At 61.2% G+C, this 13,769-nt stretch carries 15 protein-coding genes; 5 read left to right on the top strand and 10 right to left on the bottom strand.

Going from position 1 to position 13,769, the window contains the following annotated elements; all coding sequences use genetic code 11:
• Window positions 1-22 precede the first annotated feature (22 nt).
• The gene (locus tag JWU58_RS20295; protein ID WP_206420864.1) at window positions 23-2,212 is read right to left on the bottom strand and encodes a patatin-like phospholipase family protein; all 2,190 of its coding nucleotides are present in this window, start codon (window positions 2,210-2,212) and stop codon (window positions 23-25) included.
• A 71-nt stretch (window positions 2,213-2,283) separates the two neighbouring features.
• Here JWU58_RS20295 and JWU58_RS20290 point away from each other — a divergent pair, with 71 nt between their 5' ends.
• Window positions 2,284-2,571, top strand: a complete 288-nt coding sequence (locus JWU58_RS20290) for an Rdx family protein (RefSeq protein ID WP_016771139.1) — start codon at window positions 2,284-2,286, stop codon at window positions 2,569-2,571.
• On the opposite strand, the gene JWU58_RS20285 is transcribed toward JWU58_RS20290, so the two are convergent.
• Window positions 2,565-3,458, bottom strand: a complete 894-nt coding sequence (locus tag JWU58_RS20285) for a DMT family transporter (RefSeq protein ID WP_206420863.1) — start codon at window positions 3,456-3,458, stop codon at window positions 2,565-2,567. The genes JWU58_RS20290 and JWU58_RS20285 overlap by 7 nt on opposite strands.
• A gap of 72 nt (window positions 3,459-3,530) precedes the next feature.
• Window positions 3,531-4,295 (bottom strand): AraC family transcriptional regulator, encoded by a 765-nt coding sequence (locus JWU58_RS20280; RefSeq protein ID WP_206420862.1) that lies wholly within the window; start codon window positions 4,293-4,295, stop codon window positions 3,531-3,533.
• Window positions 4,296-4,430: 135 nt separating this feature from the next.
• Between JWU58_RS20280 and JWU58_RS20275 the strand changes: the two genes are divergently transcribed.
• Window positions 4,431-5,246: a UDP-2,3-diacylglucosamine diphosphatase gene (locus JWU58_RS20275; protein ID WP_024012063.1), complete on the top strand. Its 816-nt coding sequence runs from the start codon at window positions 4,431-4,433 to the stop codon at window positions 5,244-5,246.
• Between the two features lie 110 nt (window positions 5,247-5,356).
• Here JWU58_RS20275 and JWU58_RS20270 read toward each other — a convergent pair whose 3' ends face one another.
• Complete coding sequence (locus JWU58_RS20270) at window positions 5,357-5,947, bottom strand: HD domain-containing protein (protein WP_206420861.1); 591 nt, start codon at window positions 5,945-5,947, stop codon at window positions 5,357-5,359.
• A 14-nt stretch (window positions 5,948-5,961) separates the two neighbouring features.
• A complete protein-coding gene (locus tag JWU58_RS20265) occupies window positions 5,962-6,273 on the bottom strand; it encodes an Mpo1-like protein (RefSeq protein ID WP_016771135.1) in 312 nt (103 codons plus the stop codon).
• 165 nt (window positions 6,274-6,438) lie between these two features.
• Between JWU58_RS20265 and JWU58_RS20260 the strand changes: the two genes are divergently transcribed.
• The gene (locus JWU58_RS20260; protein WP_206420860.1) at window positions 6,439-7,500 is read left to right on the top strand and encodes an AraC family transcriptional regulator; all 1,062 of its coding nucleotides are present in this window, start codon (window positions 6,439-6,441) and stop codon (window positions 7,498-7,500) included.
• Here JWU58_RS20260 and JWU58_RS20255 read toward each other — a convergent pair.
• Entirely contained in the window at window positions 7,457-8,911 is a 1,455-nt protein-coding gene (locus tag JWU58_RS20255) for a TrkH family potassium uptake protein (RefSeq protein ID WP_038363735.1), read from the bottom strand. The two genes, JWU58_RS20260 and JWU58_RS20255, sit on opposite strands and share 44 nt — an antisense overlap.
• 121 nt (window positions 8,912-9,032) lie before the next feature.
• Here JWU58_RS20255 and JWU58_RS20250 point away from each other — a divergent pair, with 121 nt between their 5' ends.
• Entirely contained in the window at window positions 9,033-9,599 is a 567-nt protein-coding gene (locus JWU58_RS20250) for a nitroreductase family protein (protein WP_206420859.1), read from the top strand.
• A gap of 214 nt (window positions 9,600-9,813) precedes the next feature.
• Here the strand turns inward: JWU58_RS20250 and JWU58_RS20245 are convergent, their stop codons facing one another.
• On the bottom strand, window positions 9,814-11,154 hold the full coding sequence (locus JWU58_RS20245) for a sensor histidine kinase (RefSeq protein ID WP_206420858.1): 1,341 nt from the start codon (window positions 11,152-11,154) through the stop codon (window positions 9,814-9,816).
• 176 nt (window positions 11,155-11,330) lie between these two features.
• A complete protein-coding gene (locus tag JWU58_RS20240; RefSeq protein ID WP_042607494.1) occupies window positions 11,331-11,783 on the bottom strand; it encodes a Spy/CpxP family protein refolding chaperone in 453 nt (150 codons plus the stop codon).
• 265 nt (window positions 11,784-12,048) lie between these two features.
• Between JWU58_RS20240 and JWU58_RS20235 the strand changes: the two genes are divergently transcribed.
• The gene (locus JWU58_RS20235; protein ID WP_206420857.1) at window positions 12,049-12,522 is read left to right on the top strand and encodes a hypothetical protein; all 474 of its coding nucleotides are present in this window, start codon (window positions 12,049-12,051) and stop codon (window positions 12,520-12,522) included.
• A gap of 149 nt (window positions 12,523-12,671) precedes the next feature.
• On the opposite strand, the gene JWU58_RS20230 is transcribed toward JWU58_RS20235, so the two are convergent.
• Both JWU58_RS20230 and JWU58_RS20225 read right to left on the bottom strand, forming a co-directional pair.
• The gene (locus tag JWU58_RS20230) at window positions 12,672-13,349 is read right to left on the bottom strand and encodes a response regulator transcription factor (RefSeq protein WP_016771129.1); all 678 of its coding nucleotides are present in this window, start codon (window positions 13,347-13,349) and stop codon (window positions 12,672-12,674) included.
• A 7-nt stretch (window positions 13,350-13,356) separates the two neighbouring features.
• Window positions 13,357-13,767: an SH3 domain-containing protein gene (locus JWU58_RS20225; RefSeq protein WP_039761083.1), complete on the bottom strand. Its 411-nt coding sequence runs from the start codon at window positions 13,765-13,767 to the stop codon at window positions 13,357-13,359.
• Window positions 13,768-13,769: the final 2 nt, after the last annotated feature.

Genomic DNA, 13,769 nt, shown 5'->3' with positions numbered 1-13,769 from the left:
AGCGAGCCTGCTCGCGAAGGCGTCAGAACGTCTGCCCCAGATTCAGATAAACCGCCTGCTCATCCGCATCATTCAACCCATACGTGAAGTTCAACGGCCCCAGTGGCGTGTCGAAGCCGATAAACACACTCGCGGCATTGATGTAGCCGCTGTCGAATTCATTGTCGTTGTTCCACGCCCGACCGCGTTCCACCGAGGCGCCGGCGTACAGCGGGAAGTCCAGCGGCAGGTACGAGCGCGGCGTCAGGCGGCGGTAGTACACCGCGCGCATCAGGCTGACGTTCTGCCCGGACAGCGCATCCTCACGGAACCCCGACAACTGCCGCGCGCCGCCGAGCAGGAAGCTTGAGGTCACCACATTGGCGTCGTCCAGCGTGCGCCCGTAGCGCCCGCCGAGAATCAGCGTGTCGGGCCCATGGCTCATGGCCTTGTCGAAATTCAGTTCCCATTGGCGATAGCGATTGTCTGAACCCAGGCCCGGTTCGAACTGGGCAAACGTCAGGCTGACGTCCTTGCCCTCGTGCGGAAAGTAGACGTTGTGCAGCGAGTCGTAGGAATACTTCACGGTATAGAAACCTTCGTTGAAGCTCTCGCTCGGCAGATCCTGATCACCGATGCGCACGTCAGCCTTGCCCCAGGCCTGGCCGACGCCGAGTCGCACTTCACCGTTGTTGCCGATCTGCCGCCCAAGATTGAGACCGAAGCCGTAGCGCTCGACCCGATACTGCGCGATCGGATCGTTATCCAGCACCGAGTCAACGTTCTGCGCCTCGAACGAGGCGTAGGGCGCGACGAAGTAACGCGAGCCGACGTCCAGCGGCTGATAGAACTCGCTGTACAGCTCCTGCTTGTCGCCGATCTGCGCGCGGGTCAGCCATTCCGCGCCGAGGCGGTTGATGCCGTTGACGCGATAGCTCGCACCAAGGTTGAAAGCACTGTCGCCGCGCATGTCGTCCGACAGATTGAGGCCGACCCGCAGATAATCGGTGCCGCTGCGTTTGCCGCTGGCGCTGATGACCAGGGTGTGATCCTGGCCTTTGTGCACGACGCGGTAACGCACTTGATCGAAGTAATCGAGGCCGTACAGCGTGCCCATGTCCGAATGCAGGCGGCCCAGGTCCAGCGGCGCGCCGATCGGCTGGCGGATGTAATAGCGAATCACGTCATCGTCGACCTTCGAATCGTTTTCGACGCGGATCGCGGTAATGATCGGCGTGCGCTGTCCCGGCTGGCGGGCGGCGTTCAGTTCCGCGTCCTGGGTTTCCGTCGGCTTGAGTTGCGCCAGCCGCGCATCGAGGATTCGCGTGGCGCGATAACCGGCGTCGATCATCTCTTGAGCCTTGCCGAAATCGGTCACGCCGAACGCGGCCAGCGCAGGCTGGATCAATACGTCATTGGCGTGCAGCGTCGCCAGTTGTTCTTCGGAGTTGCGCCGGGTCATCAGGGTGATCGACTGATTGAGCACGTCCACCACGGTAGTCAACTGCTTGCGGTTGCGCAGCGGTGTGCCGATATCGACGACGATGGCGATGTCGACGCCCATTTCCCGCGCGACATCCAGCGGGATGTTGTCGGTCATGCCGCCGTCCACCAACAACCGGCCATCAAGCTCGACCGGGGCGAACACTGCGGGGATGGACATGCTCGCGCGGATCACTTGCGGCAGGTGGCCTTTGCGGAACACCACTTTTTCGCCATTGGCGATGTCGGTGGTCACGGCGCGAAACGGGATCGGCAGTTTGTCGAAGTCGCGGGTGTCGCTGGTGTGGGCCAACAGGCTTTCCAGCAGCAGCGCGAGATTCTGGCCCTGAATCACCCCCAATGGCAGGCCGAGGCTGCCGTCGTCGCGAAAGCTCAGTTTCTGCTTCACCAGAAAGTCGCGGTCGTCCTGCTTGCGTCGAAATGGCACGTCCTCACGCGGCGGCGCGTCGGACAGCGCCGCTTGCCAGTCGATGCTCAGGGCGAGCTTTTCCAGTTCATCGACCTTGTAGCCCGAGGCGTACAGCCCACCGACCACCGCGCCCATGCTGGTGCCAGCAATCGCATCGATCCTGATGCCTTGTTCCTCCAGCGCCTTGAGCACGCCGATGTGCGCCAGCCCGCGCGCAGCACCGCCGGACAGCACCAGGCCGACTTTCGGTCGTGGCGCCTCACTGGCGAGAACCAGCAGGGGAAGGAAACCAAGCAGCAGGCAGAACAGCAAACGGCGCATTGTGAGTCTCGGGGCAAGCGGTAAAGCCGGCTATTATAGCGGCGCCCTCTGTATCAGGAGTTTCAGCGATCATGACCGTCGCCAAAGCCGAAGTTGTCATCACGTATTGCACCCAATGCCAGTGGCTGCTGCGCGCGGCGTGGCTGGCCCAGGAGCTGCTCAGCACCTTCGCTGACGACCTGGGCAAAGTGTCATTGGTGCCGGGCACCGGCGGGGTGTTTCACATCACTTGTGCGGGTGTGCAGATCTGGGAGCGCAAGGCCGACGGTGGTTTTCCCGAGGCCAAGGTATTGAAACAGCGAGTGCGCGATCAGATCGATCCTGACCGCGACCTCGGCCACAACGACCGCACTCAGTGAGAGGCGGCTTCGGCGGCGACGGTTTTCTTGTCGGCCGAGCCTGACATCCGCGCCGACACCACAATCGCGACGATGATCAGCGCGCCACCGATGAGCATGCGCAGGGTCGGGGTTTCACTGAACAGCAGCCAGGCGAGGGTGATGCCGTAGACCGGCTCCATGGCGAACACCACTGCCGCCGTGCGTGCCTTGATCACCGCCAGACTGGCGACGAACAGGCTGTGCGCCACGCCCGTGCAGAACACTCCGAGCAGGGCGATCCACAACCAGTCCAGCGCTCGGACCTGACTCAACTGCGGCGCCGCGACCGGCAACAGACACAACGCCACGACGACGTTCTGGCACAACGCTGCCTGCACCGCCGGGATGCGCCCGGAACTGGCGCGGTTGGTCAGCGACAGCAGGGAAAACAGCAGGCCGGACAGTACGGCCCAAAGCAAGCCGACGGTGGCGCCGCTGCCCAGATCAAATGCGGGCGTCACCAGCACCAGACCGATGCTGACCAATACCACCAGGACGATTTCATTGGGGCGGATGCGTTCGCGGAAGATCAGTCCTTCGAGAATCACCGTGAACGCCGGGAAACTGGCAAAGCCCAATGTTGCGATGGCTACGCCGGCGATCTTCACGGATATGAAGAAACTCACCCAGTGCCCAGCCAGCAACACGCCGCTGAGGGCGAGGCGCCGCCAGTCCACGGTCTGAAGTTTCTGCCAACCATGCTGGCTGGCGAAACGGGCGAAAAATGCCAGGGCGAGCACGGCGAAAGCTGCACGTCCAAAGACGATCACAGCAGGGGAGGCGGCAGCGAGTTTGCCGAACACACCGGTCAGGCCGAACATCAAAGCGCCTATATGCAGGGCGCCGAGGGCGGTACGCGGAGTCATTGCATTCCTTTTTTCAGGTTCAACTTCATGGGGCCATTGAACCGCGTCTCGGCCTGCAAGTCTGTCGGCAGGCTATCGTCTTTTGTCGCAGGAATCGCGCCGGAGATGTCCGGGCGAGGAGCCGAACTCACGTAGGACTGCGGCCGAGAACGCACTTTGCGAGCTGTAACCGACGCGACTGGCTACTTCACCAATCGGCAATGCAGTGTCGCGCAGCAGTTGCACCGCGAGATGCAGGCGTCGACTGCGGATGTAATCCATCGGCGTCTGTCCGCATTCGGCCATGAACCGTGCGTGCAGGCGCGCGCTGGACAACCCGGCCACGCGCGCCAGGTCGGCGACTTGCAGCGGATAGGCGGAGTATTGCTCGATGTGCGCATCCAGCGCGGCGTAGGGCAGGCGACGCGCGCGGAGTTCGGCAGGTTGCGCGTGATTGAGACTGGCCAGCAGCAACACCGCGCCTTGCTGCGCGATCAACGGATCGCTGACCGGACTGTTCGCCAGCCAGTTGACCAATTGGCTCTGCCCCGAGTCCAGCGACAGCCGCCCCGGATGATCGAGCAAGCGGCGACTGGCCTCGGCGTGCGCGCCCAGCGAGTCCTGCACCCATTGCCCTTCAGGGATGTCGAGCACCAGGCAGCTGCTGCCTTGGGGACTGTCGCAGGCATGATGAGCGCCGGACGGAACCACCACAACACTCTGCTGACGCACTTGGCTGCCACAGCCCTCGACCTCGAAATCCAGCGCACCGGACAGCCCGAACACCAACTGCGCGTGCTCGTGGCTGTGCACAATCAGGTTGTGGGTGTACTGGCGCAGGGTGAGGATCGGTCGCATGGCAGGTTGTCTCCGAAGTGGCCGTCAGTCTACACCGCCGTACGCCGGATGCGTTGTCACACGACTGACTCACGCCTGTCACGGCCGATTAACCCGGCACGCGCAAGCTGGCGAAAACATCGCAGAGGGTTGCCCATGACCAGCGCCGAGCTCGCCCGACCCAGCCGCAAACAACGGGTGCGAACCCTGTGGATCTCCGATGTGCACCTGGGCACGCGGGATTGCCAGGCCGAGCACTTGTCGCAATTTCTCAAGGGCTACCACGCCGACAAGGTCTATCTGGTCGGTGACATCATCGACGGCTGGAAACTGCGCAGCGGCATGTACTGGCCGCAAGCGCACACCAACGTCATCCGCCGCCTGCTGACCATGAGCAAGCGCGGCACCGAGGTGATCTATGTCACCGGCAACCATGACGAATTCCTGCGGCGCTATTCGAAACTGATTTTGGGCAATATCCAGTTGGTCGACGAAGCGGTGCACGTCACGGCGGACGGCCGGCATTTGCTGGTGATTCACGGCGATCAGTTCGATGTGATTACTCGCTATCACCGCTGGCTGGCGTTTCTCGGCGACTCGGCCTATGAATTCACCCTGACGCTCAACCGCTGGCTCAATCACTGGCGCGCCCGGTATGGCTACGGTTACTGGTCGCTGTCGGCCTACCTGAAACACAAGGTCAAGACAGCGGTGAGTTTCATCAGCGACTTTGAAGAAGCCATCGCCCACGAGTGTGTGAAGCGCGAACTGCATGGCGTGGTTTGCGGGCATATTCACCATGCCGAGATTCGCAAGGTGGGGGAGGTGGACTACCTCAATTGCGGCGACTGGGTCGAATCGTGCACAGCGCTGATCGAGCATTGGGACGGCACGATCGAGTTGTATCGACTGGCGGATGCCCAGGCGCGGGAGGCGGAATTGAAAGCTGCCAAAGTTGCCGAAATCGCCTGAGCGAAAAAGCACCCTGTGGGAGCGAGCCTGCTCGCGAAGGCGTAGTGTCAGACAAAACTTATGTGCCTGATACAGCGCTTTCGCGAGCAGGCTCGCTCCCACATGTGTTCTCAGGCCGGGCTGTGTTCTTGCATCGCAGCCTTGTAAATCGAGTTCTTCGGCTGCGCAAACAGCCGTTCCATCATCGGCTCGAAGAAACTCAGCGGCAGCGTGTCGTACGCCGGATCAAACGCCGCCGCGTCGTATTTGGCGCAGAATTGGGCAGTGGCCTGGAACTGCGGATGATCCTTGAATTGCTCGCGCAAGTGCCGATCCATGCCCAGGTGATGAAAGAAATAATAGCCCTGAAAGATGCCGTGCTTCTCCACCATCCACAGATTCTCCGCACTCACGAACGGCTTGAGAATCGCTGCGGCGATGTCCGGATGATTGTAGGAACCGAGGGTGTCGCCAATGTCGTGCAACAGCGCGCAGACCACGTATTCCTCGTCACGCCCGTCGCGAAAGGCGCGGGTCGCGGTTTGCAACGAGTGGGTCAGGCGATCCACGGGGAAACCGCCGAAGTCGCCCTCAAGCAGCTTCAAATGCGCGAGGATCCGCGATGGCAGCTGTCTGGCATAGGCACTGAAATCAGCGGCGATGATCGCCCAGTCTTCCTCGGTGCCGTCCTTCATATGGGTGAAGCGAGCATGGGCATTCATTGGCAGACCCTCATTCAGAACGCCACGCGACCGAGAATCATGTCGCGGTACATGACGAAATCGCCGAGCAGGCTGTACAGCGGATGCTGAAACGTCGCCGGGCGGTTTTTCTCGAAAAAGAAATGGCCGATCCAGGCAAAGCTGTAGCCGGCCAGAGGTAGCGCGAGCAACAGCAGCCAGGCGCCTTTGGCGATGCTCAGGGCGAGAATGAAGATGACCAGAGAAGTGCCGATGAAATGCAGACGACGGCAGGTGCTGTTGCTGTGTTCGGCGAGGTAATACGGGTAGAACTCGGCGAAGCTGTTGAACTGCTTGATGTTTTCCACGACCGCGCTCTCTGTGGTGATTGTTCTGGCGACAAGTTGTTCGGCGGGGAGCTTATTTGAGTCTAGAGTGATCATTGGCGTGGGCCAGTGACAATCGGCGCCACTTTAGTATCCTTCGCAAATAGGGCGGTTATCTGCAGCCCGTCATGTAAAAGAATAACAACCATGAGCGAACGAACGACTTCTGCAAGCTGGGCGATGGGGATTGTCAAAGCACTGGAGATGGACGGCCTGGATTGCCGGGTTCTGTTCCGGCAACTGGGGCTGGATTTCACTGCCCTGGAAGATCCGGATGCGCGTTTCCCGCAGGATTCCATGACCCGGCTCTGGCAGCGCGCGGTCGAGGTGTCCGGCAACCCGGCGATCGGCCTGAACATGGGCAAAGTGGTGCGCCCGGCCTCGTTTCATGTCGCCGGCTACGCGCTGATGTCGAGCAATACCCTGGCCGAAGGTTTCCAGCGTCTGGTGCGCTATCAACGCATCATTGCCGAAAGCGCCGACTTGAGCTTTCGCTCGCTCGATGAAGGTTATGCGCTGATTCTCACCGTGCACGGCGATCACCTGCCGCCGACCCGGCAGAGCGCCGAAGCGTCACTGGCCTGCGCGTTGGCGCTGTGCGGCTGGCTGACCGGGCGCCCGCTGCACCCGGTCAAAGTGTTGGTTCAGGGCGATCAGCCGACAAACCTGCAACCCTATAAAGAAGCCTTTCACGCGCCGCTGGTGTTCAACGCGCCTTACGATGCGTTGATCTTCGAACGTGCCGATATGGAGGCGCCGCTGCCGACCGCCAACGAAGCCATGGCGCTGTTGCATGATCGCTTTGCCGGGGAATATCTGGCGCGGTTTTCCGAAAGTCGCGTGACGCACCGGGCACGCCAGGTGCTGTGTCGTTTATTGCCCCAGGGCGAGCCCAAGCGTGACACCGTGGCGCAGACGTTGCACCTGTCGCAGCGCACTTTGCAGCGGCGCTTGCAGGAGGAGGGCACCAGTTTCCAGCAATTGCTCGACGACACCCGGCGTGAACTCGCAGAGCAGTATCTGGCGCAACCGAGCATGACCTTGCTGGAAATCGCCTACCTGCTGGGCTTTGCCGACCCGAGCAACTTCTTCCGCGCTTTTCGCCGCTGGTTCGACACCACGCCCGGCGAGTACCGCTTGCGCCTGACGCAGGTGCCGGACGCGGTCAATGACGCCAGAACGCCGGAATACACAGCACAAATACCGTAATGATCTCCAATCGGCCGAGCAGCATGCCGAACGACAGAATCCACTTCGCCGCATCCGGCAGGGTGGCGAAGTTGCCGGCCGGGCCGATGGTTTCGCCCAGACCCGGGCCGACGCCGGACACGGTGCTGGCGGCGCCGGTCAGCGCGGTCATCCAGTCGACCCCGAGCAGCGACAGCAGCAGCGCGATTACGCAGATGGTGATGGCGAAGAAGAACGAGAAGGTCAGGATCGAACGGACAATTTCTTCGTCGAGGCGGTGACCGTTGTACTTCTGCTTGATCACCGCGCGCGGGTGGATCAGCTGATTGAGGTTGGCCTTGAGCAGGATATAGGCGACCTGGAAACGGAAAATCTTGATCCCGCCCGCTGTCGAGCCGGAGCATCCGCCGACGAAGCCCAGGTAGAAAAACAGCATCAGCGAGAAGTTGCCCCACAGGCTGTAGTCGCCGAGGGCGAAACCGGTGGTAGTGACTACCGAGGTCACGTTCAGCGCCACATGCCGCAGCGCTTCCAGCCAATGCAGCTTGGTGGTCCACCAGTACCAGGTGCCGAGCACCAGCCAGGTCACCAGCAGCATCGCCAGCAAACCCTGCACCTGTTGATCCTTGATCAACGCCCGGCGGTTGCCGCGCAGCGTCGCCACGTACAGGGTGAACGGCAGACTGCCGAGGATCATGATGACGATTGCCACCCAGTGCACCGCCGGTTGCGTCCACTTGGCCAGCGACTGGTCGGAGGTCGAGAAACCACCGGTGGAAATCGCCGACATCGCGTGGTTGATCGCATCGAACGGGCTCATCCCGGCCCACCAGAACGCCAGGCTGCCGAGAATGGTGATACCGACGTAGGCCGCCACGATCAGCCGCGCCACCATGTGCGAACGCGGCATGACCTTTTCCGAGCGGTCCGAGGATTCGGTCTGGAACAGGCGCATGCCACCGATGCGCAGCAGCGGCAGAATCGCCACGGCCATGCCGATGAAGCCGATGCCGCCGATCCAGTGCAGCAGCGACCGCCACATCAGAATCCCCGGCGACATGTTGTCCAGGCCGTTGAGCACGGTGGAACCGGTGGCGGTGATGCCGGACATGCTTTCGAAGAACGAGTCGGTGTAGCTGATGTGCTGGGTCAGCAGAAACGGCAGCGCGGCGAAAATGCACACCACCAGCCAGCTGCTGACCGTCAGCAGGTACATGTCGCGCGGGCGCAGGTGAATGTGTTCGGGTCTGCCGGGTATCACCAGAGCGAGGCCGGCGACAAAGGTGATCATGCTCGCCCAGAGGAACGACGGCAGGTCGCTGGTGCGCTCGAAAATCACCAGCGTGGCCATCGGCACGACCATGGCCACAGCCAGCGTGATCAGGAAGATGCCGATGATAAAACCAATGATCCGTAAGGTCGGCAACGCCATGAAATCCGCTCGGGCTGGTGGGAGAAGGGCGCCATTCTACCTGTGGGGCAAGGCATGTAAACCGGCAGGCGCTGCGCAGATGAAGCTAGAATAGCCGCACATTTTTCAAAGGAGGTGGCCGATGCAGGCTCTCGACGCGTTGCTCAACCGTGTTTCCGTTCCCCGCCTGGTCGAACCGGCCCCCACTGCCGAGCAGCGCGAAGCCCTGTTCGGCGCGGCCTTGCGTGCCCCGGATCACGGGCACTTGCAGCCGTACCGCTTTTTGACCGTCGAAGGCGCAGCGCGTGAGCAAATGGGCGAGTTGCTGGCCGAGGCGGCCCGCCAGCAGAGCGGCGAAGTCACCGACGCGATGATCGACAAGGCGCGCAACGGCCCACTGCGCGCGCCGCTGGTGGTTGTGGTCATCGCGAAATTGCAGGAACACGTGAAATATCCGAAGGCCGAGCAACTGCTTACGGCCGGCTGTGCGGCCCACGGTATCTTGCTCGCGGCGTATGCGCAGGGGATTGGCGCGGTGTGGCGCACCGGGGATCTCGCGTACTCAAAGCATGTGGCCGAAGGCCTGGGACTGGTGGAAGGCGAGGAAGTGATCGCGTTTCTCTATCTCGGCACGCCGCAGAAGGAGCCGCGGGTGGCGGAGAAGGTTGATCTGGCTGAGTTCGTCAGCGCCTGGCCAGGTAAGGTCTGAAGATCACAAGCCCCTCACCCTAACCCTCTCCCAGAGGGAGAGGGGACTGATTGGGGGATGCTTTGGAATTACACCGACCTGAGCGTCCTTCGCTGAATCCAGCGTCGGGATACCGGACGTCTAGTTTCTGCGAATCCATAAGGTCGATGCACAACGGCAGACAACTCGGTCGGCCCCCTCTCCCTCCGGGAGAGGGTTGGGGTGAGGGGCTTTTTCAGGGCTGGACCACGACTCCCGGTACCAACGGCAATTCCAGACTCGCCACAAAGCCGCCCTGCGGATGATTGGCCAGCGTCAGCGTGCCGCCATGCCGTTCTGCCGCCCGTTTGGCAATCGCCAGCCCCAGGCCATGCCCGGCAGCGGTCTGCCCCGGCGCGCGATAAAACGGTTCAGCCAACTGGCTCAGATGTTCCGCCTGTACCCCCGGCCCATGGTCGCGCACGCTGATGACAATCCGCTCACCCTGCCGCGCTGCCTGCAATTCAATCGGCTGATCGCTCGGGTTGAAGCGCTGGGCGTTGCGTAGCAGATTGTCCACGGCGCGCTCGATCATCGTTGGCCAGCCTTTGAGATTCAGATGCGGCTCGGCTTGCAGGCGTACGGGCTGCTCGGGGGAGCTGAGCTGCGCATCCTTTTGCAGCGTGGCGAGCAACGCATTCAGGTCCACTTCTTCAGCGCTGGCGTTGTCGGCATCGACTCGCGCCAGCACCAGAATTTCACTGATCAACGCCTCCAACCGGTCGCATTCGCGGGTCAGCCGTGGCCACAGTTTCTCGCGCTCTTGCGGGTTGGCACGCTCGGCCAAAGCCAGCGCGATGCGCAGGCGCGCCAGTGGTGAGCGCAGTTCATGGGAGACATCGCGCAGCAGCTGGCGCTGACTGCCGATCAGGCTTTGCAGGCGCGCGCCCATGCGGTTGAAATCGGTGGCCAGCACGCCGAATTCGTCACGGCGGTTGGCCAGTTTCGCCAAGCTGTTCTGCTGATATGTGGTCTGCCCCAGATCATGCACCGCGCCGCGCAAGCGACTCAGTGGGCGGGTGATGGAGAAAGTCACGAGCAAACTGAACAGGGTCAGCACCACCAGCGCGATGCCCAGCGCACTCAGCGGCCAGAGCAGGCTTTCGCGGTGCCAGGCGTCGAGTTCCGGGTGTGGGATGCGGTAGATGAACAGGTAGGTATCACCGGTTTTTTCACTGGTGATTTCGTCGGTCAGACGCCGCCACGGCAGGCGGCGGTCATCGTTGTTCTGCCGCGCTTCGAATGCTGCGGCGCGGCGCGGGAAGGTGCCACGCACCACCGGATCGCCGGTTTCGTTGAGCACTTGAACGTCGATGTGATACTGGCGTTTGCGTTGTTCGAGAATGTCCTGCGCGGCTTCTTCGCCTTGGGTTTCGTAAGTCTGCGTCCATTCCGCCGCCAGCGTGTTGAGGCCGGGATGGCGGCTGAGAATCCATGCGTCCTGATTGAGCATGTGCCCGAGCAGGATCGACAGCCCTGCTACCAGAGCGATGGCCAGCCAGAAGCTCGCAAGAATCCGCCAGAACAGTGAACGCACAGAAACTCCTCGAAAATCACACCGTTCAAATGTGGGAGCGAGCCTGCTCGCGAAGGCGTAGTGTCAGTCAAACCTTCGCTGGCTGACACACCGCCTTCGCGAGCAGGCTCGCTCCCACATTCGATTTGAATGGAACAGGCCCGACGAGGTAAGTCGTCGGGCCCAGGGTCAAGCCATTATTGCGCCTTTTGTGCCTGCTGCGCTTTCCAGGCCTTGAACTCGGCCCATTCGGCGCGGCGTTCGGCGCGTTTCTTCTGGATCTCGTCGAATTGCTTCTGTTGCTCAGGTTTCAGCAGTGCACGGACATCGGACTCGGCTTTCTTGTGGTTGGCCGCGATCTCGTCCTTCATGGCTTTCTGGTCGGCCGGCGAGAGTTTCTCCAGGTACTTGTCGACCACCTGCTTACGCTCGTGCATCTGCTCGCCCATGATCTTGCGAATCTGCTCGCGCTGTTCGCGGGTCAGATCGAGCTGGCTGTACGGGCCTTTGCCGTGCATGCCGCCGTGCATCTGACCGCCGTGGCGCGGGCCATCCAGCGGACCACCGAGCGGACCGCCATCTTGCGGCATGGCCATGGCCACGGTTGGCAGAGCGGCAGCGAACATCAGAGCGATAAGAGTCTTGCGCATGGTGTATCTCCTTGTCTCGTTCCCGGTACGTTCCGGATGAGTGCAGATTACGCAGATCAAGGTCAGCGGCGGTCAGCGCAGCGTAAAGCTTCGGTAAAGACGCTTCGTGCCCGGCCTTACACATATCCAGTGCAGGTGATGCTGAAGGCTGCGATCTTTTGGATAATGCACGGGCCGAGGCTGTGATCACTCATTTAGACGACATTGTCGCTCAGCGAAAGAACAACGGCTGCGTGCCTTAACAAAGCGAATACCGAGCTTCCCTATGACTAATAAAACGTTTACCAGGCAACTCGGCCCATGGCTGATGGCAGCTTTATCGGTCAATGCGATTTTTTTGGCATTCCTGATTTTTGATCATGGTTCGCAGGGGCACGATATGAAAATGATCAAAACTAAAGAACCGTTGCTGATAGAGGGTCCAAACGGCGACGAGAATTACTACGTGCTGCCGCAGGGAGCTACGCTATATCACGATAAAAGCTTTCCTGAAGGGCATGATCGCTATGTGCTGTATCTCAACCATAAGGGTACGATTGCCCACGAAGAAGTACCGATGAAGCCTGAGTACGGCGGTTCTTTCATTGATCCGCTCTGGCTGGCAAATGTTGATGCGAATACTTTGCGAGAAATTTTCAAGCGTTTTCCACTTTCCAAAAAAGACATTGCCGCTGCCATTAAGGCCAACGAGATAACCAAGGACGATTTGGCCGACATTATTCGTTCGATGCCCGATTAACCACTGCAAAGCCACCGACGGCTGCATTCCCATAAAGAGCGTGGAAACGATCAGATCCCCTCTGGAGTAAGGCTGCTCGCGATGGCACAAGAGTGTGTTGACTGACACACCGCCATCGCGAGCAGGCTCACTTCTACACGGCGCAGGTCTTATAAACTGTAGTAGTAACCACGGCTACGCAGCGCGACGATGCGCGGGCGGCCGTCGGGGTGGGGGCCGATTTTTTTGCGCAGGTTGCTGACGTGCATGTCGAGGCTGCGGTCGTACAGGGTCAGCTTGCGGCCGAGGGCCAGTTGCGCCAGTTCCTGTTTGTCCAGCGGCTCGCCCGGCTGTTTGAGCAGGGCTTCGAGCAGGCGGCTTTCGGAGACGGTCAGGGTCAGTTCTTTTTCGTCGATGCTGACCACGCCGCGCACCGGGCTGAAACTCAGGTCGCCCAGCTCAAGTTGCGTTGACACAGCGGCGGGATGGCTGCGCCGCAACACGGCGCGCAGGCGCGCGGTCAGTTCGCGGGGGTCGCAGGGTTTGGCCAGGTAATCGTCGGCGCCCAGTTCGAGGCCGAGGATGCGGTCCAGCGGTTCGCCACGCGCTGACAGCATCAGCACCGGCAGGTCGGCGTGGTCGTTGCGCAATTGCTTGAGCAGTTCCAGACCGCTGCCGTCGGGCAGCATCACGTCCAGCACCACCGCCGCCGGGGCGGTTTCGGCCAACGCCTTGCGGGCGCTCTGGCCGTCGTGGCAGGCGCGCACCTGGAAGCCTTCCTGGCTCAACCAGCTACTCAGGAGTTCGCACAACTCCTGGTCATCATCAATCAGTAACAGCTCGCTCATGACTCACTCAATTTAGCCATTGCCGACGTTTTCGGCTTGCACCACTGGCAAAGATACCGCAGAGCAGCGCCAATAGCGCTACCCCGGCGCCAGTGACGAACCACTGCTGTTGATCGGTCAGCAAACGCGGCAGCGGGCTGGCCTGGGCTTCCTTGAGTTGCAGCTTCAGACGCTGGTTCTCCTGGCGCAGCCGGGCGAGCTGGGCGCTTTCGCGAGTGTTGTCGGCATTTTGCAGTTGTTTGTTCAGTTCTTCACGCTGCTGTTCACTGGCCTTGAGCCGCTGTTGCAGCTCGGTGATCTGGCTGCCGGCGCTCAATGACAATGGTGTGGAGCTGCCGCCTTCGGTGGTTTCCTCACCATGGGCGGGCGCCATGATCGACAACGTGAGCAACATCAGACACAACGGACCCTTGCGCATCG

Origin of the sequence: Pseudomonas atacamensis, assembly GCF_017167965.1 — a bacterium.
GTDB lineage: Bacteria > Pseudomonadota > Gammaproteobacteria > Pseudomonadales > Pseudomonadaceae > Aquipseudomonas > Aquipseudomonas atacamensis.
Note: the sequence above shows the minus strand (reverse complement) of the source record. Positions and strands in the feature narration are given on the sequence as shown.

Excerpts from the sequence above, each read along its gene's own strand:
- JWU58_RS20270 (WP_206420861.1), bottom strand. The coding sequence starts at position 5,947 with ATGAATGCCCATGCTCGCTTCACCCATATGAAGGACGGCACCGAGGAA.
- JWU58_RS20225 (WP_039761083.1), bottom strand. The coding sequence starts at position 13,767 with ATGCGCAAGGGTCCGTTGTGTCTGATGTTGCTCACGTTGTCGATCATG.
- JWU58_RS20295 (WP_206420864.1), bottom strand. The coding sequence starts at position 2,212 with ATGCGCCGTTTGCTGTTCTGCCTGCTGCTTGGTTTCCTTCCCCTGCTG.
- JWU58_RS20240 (WP_042607494.1), bottom strand. The coding sequence starts at position 11,783 with ATGCGCAAGACTCTTATCGCTCTGATGTTCGCTGCCGCTCTGCCAACC.
- JWU58_RS20275 (WP_024012063.1), top strand. The coding sequence starts at position 4,431 with ATGACCAGCGCCGAGCTCGCCCGACCCAGCCGCAAACAACGGGTGCGA.
- JWU58_RS20255 (WP_038363735.1), bottom strand. The coding sequence starts at position 8,911 with ATGGCGTTGCCGACCTTACGGATCATTGGTTTTATCATCGGCATCTTC.
- JWU58_RS20250 (WP_206420859.1), top strand. The coding sequence starts at position 9,033 with ATGCAGGCTCTCGACGCGTTGCTCAACCGTGTTTCCGTTCCCCGCCTG.
- JWU58_RS20285 (WP_206420863.1), bottom strand. The coding sequence starts at position 3,458 with ATGACTCCGCGTACCGCCCTCGGCGCCCTGCATATAGGCGCTTTGATG.
- JWU58_RS20290 (WP_016771139.1), top strand. The coding sequence starts at position 2,284 with ATGACCGTCGCCAAAGCCGAAGTTGTCATCACGTATTGCACCCAATGC.
- JWU58_RS20260 (WP_206420860.1), top strand. The coding sequence starts at position 6,439 with ATGAGCGAACGAACGACTTCTGCAAGCTGGGCGATGGGGATTGTCAAA.
- JWU58_RS20280 (WP_206420862.1), bottom strand. The coding sequence starts at position 4,295 with ATGCGACCGATCCTCACCCTGCGCCAGTACACCCACAACCTGATTGTG.
- JWU58_RS20230 (WP_016771129.1), bottom strand. The coding sequence starts at position 13,349 with ATGAGCGAGCTGTTACTGATTGATGATGACCAGGAGTTGTGCGAACTC.
- JWU58_RS20235 (WP_206420857.1), top strand. The coding sequence starts at position 12,049 with ATGACTAATAAAACGTTTACCAGGCAACTCGGCCCATGGCTGATGGCA.